The following is a 1,895-nucleotide window of genomic DNA, read 5'->3' as shown; positions in this document are numbered from 1 at the left end:
CCCCAGCCCCAGCCCCACTTGCTGCATGCGCTTGAAACTCTCGCGCACCGGCGTGTAATCCTGAGCGACGCTGATGGAGATCGATTGTCCCAAACGGCGATAGTCCGAGCGCAAGACCAGCAATTGCTGGCCTTCCGGCCCCAGTTGCAGGTTGCTGTGCAGGCCGGGATGTTCGAGGCGCGGCAATTCCTGATCCCACAACGAACGGGAGCGCCAATGGCTGTCGGCAAAATCGATGCGGAAGTAATGCCCGGAAAACGGCCGCTGATAGGCCGGTGACAGATGTCGTTCATCCAGCTGCAAGCCCTGCGGCCCGCGCACCAGCGCCACCAGCAAACTTTCGCTGTCGTTGCGCAGCCCCGCTTCGAGGTAGCGCTGCAAGCCCATTTCGAACAACCACAGGCTGGTTTGCGCCAGCACCAGGCCGACGATCACCATCACGCTGATCAGCCCCAGACTCAAGCGGCGCTGGATCGACCTCACTGCGCTTGCCCGCCGAACAGGTAACCCTGGCCGCGACGGGTTTCGATCACGCTGCGCCCGAGTTTGCGCCGCAGGTGGTTGACGTGAACTTCCAGCACGTTGGAATCGCGCTCGGTTTCACCGTCGTAGAGGTGTTCGGCGAGGTGGCTTTTGGAGAGGATCTGCTCGGGGTGCAGCATGAAATAGCGCAGCAGGCGAAACTCCGCGGCGGTGAGCTGGATGTCGGCACCGTCGCGGGTCACGCATTGGCGGCCTTCGTCCAGGTGCAGTCCGGCTGACTGCAACGTCGGTTGATTGACCTGGCCGTGGGAACGGCGCAACAACGCCTGAATGCGCAAATGCAGCTCTTCAGGGTGAAAAGGTTTGCTCAGGTAATCGTCGGCGCCGGCCTTGAGGCCTTCGATCCGTTCGGCCCAGGAACCGCGCGCGGTGAGGATCAACACCGGCGTGGCCAGCCCACCGGCGCGCCATTGCGCCAACACGTCGAGCCCCGGCAAACCGGGCAGACCGAGGTCGAGGATGATCAGGTCATACGGTTCGCTGCTGCCCTGATACACCGCATCTCGACCGTCGGCCAGCCAGTCCACGGCGTAGCCCTGGCGGTTGAGGCCGGCCATCAGTTCGTCGGCCAGGGGCACATGGTCTTCCACCAGCAGCAATCGCATCGGTCAATCTTCCTTGTCTTTCAGTAACTCGCCAGTGGCGGCGTCGAGGTCCAGTTCACGGACCACGCCTTCGGTGGTCAGCAGCTCGACTTCATAAATGTAGACGTCGTGTTTCTCTTCGAGCTCGGCTTCCAGCAGTTTTGAGCCTGGATAACGCTCCAGCGCCTGCTTCACCACTTGTTCGAGCGGCAGGATCACGCCCTGCTGGCGCAGGCGCAGGGCTTCGTCCTGATCAAGGTCGCGGGCCATGACGATCGAGCAAAACGCCAGAAGCACCAGCGCCATGCGTGACAATGAACACACCTTCATTACGTATCCTGATGATCCTTGAGAAGTTGCCCGCTGACCGCGTCTAATTCCAGGTCCCACTCAAGGCCTTGCGGGTCGCGCAGCTCCACCTGATAGATGTACTTGCCGTACTCTTCTTCCAGCTCGGTTTCGGTGACCGTCGAGCCAGGGTGCTTGGCCAATGCCGTGGCGTTGAGCTTCTCGAAAGACACAATGGTACCAGCGTCGCGCAGCCGCAGGGCTTCGTCGGGGCCCAGGTCGCGAGCGTGGGCGATGCTGACGGTCATGGCGACGATGGAGGCAGTGAACAGGGCAGTCAGGGTTTTCATGGGTGTCTCCGTATTTTTTATGTGTTGCGTACGGAAGGCACCTTAGCGATTCGAACTTAATTGAAACTGAATTGCCATCATTGGCCATGACAACGCGCCATCACCGACCGACACAAAACCTGTGGGAGCG

Annotated in this window: 3 protein-coding genes and 1 pseudogene; all 4 read right to left on the bottom strand. The window is 60.9% G+C overall.

From position 1 onward, the window contains the following. Window positions 1-483, bottom strand: a pseudogene (locus tag KGB27_RS31315) (ATP-binding protein); the annotation flags it as partial. Next, the gene (locus KGB27_RS31310; protein ID WP_008025306.1) at window positions 480-1,148 is read right to left on the bottom strand and encodes a response regulator transcription factor; all 669 of its coding nucleotides are present in this window, start codon (window positions 1,146-1,148) and stop codon (window positions 480-482) included. The pseudogene KGB27_RS31315 and the gene KGB27_RS31310, both read right to left, overlap by 4 nt. 3 nt (window positions 1,149-1,151) lie before the next feature. Further along, window positions 1,152-1,457 (bottom strand): PepSY domain-containing protein, encoded by a 306-nt coding sequence (locus KGB27_RS31305; protein WP_008025305.1) that lies wholly within the window; start codon window positions 1,455-1,457, stop codon window positions 1,152-1,154. Continuing rightward, window positions 1,457-1,765, bottom strand: coding sequence for a PepSY domain-containing protein (locus KGB27_RS31300; protein WP_008025303.1), 309 nt, complete (start codon window positions 1,763-1,765; stop codon window positions 1,457-1,459). The genes KGB27_RS31305 and KGB27_RS31300 overlap by 1 nt, the downstream gene beginning before the upstream one ends. Window positions 1,766-1,895: the final 130 nt, after the last annotated feature.

It is taken from the genome of Pseudomonas sp. BF-R-01, from assembly GCF_019946615.1.
Classification (GTDB): domain Bacteria; phylum Pseudomonadota; class Gammaproteobacteria; order Pseudomonadales; family Pseudomonadaceae; genus Aquipseudomonas; species Aquipseudomonas migulae.
This window is presented reverse-complemented; position numbering and strand designations above follow the sequence as displayed.

Excerpts from the sequence above, each read along its gene's own strand:
- KGB27_RS31310 (WP_008025306.1), bottom strand. The coding sequence starts at position 1,148 with ATGCGATTGCTGCTGGTGGAAGACCATGTGCCCCTGGCCGACGAACTG.
- KGB27_RS31305 (WP_008025305.1), bottom strand. The coding sequence starts at position 1,457 with ATGAAGGTGTGTTCATTGTCACGCATGGCGCTGGTGCTTCTGGCGTTT.
- KGB27_RS31300 (WP_008025303.1), bottom strand. The coding sequence starts at position 1,765 with ATGAAAACCCTGACTGCCCTGTTCACTGCCTCCATCGTCGCCATGACC.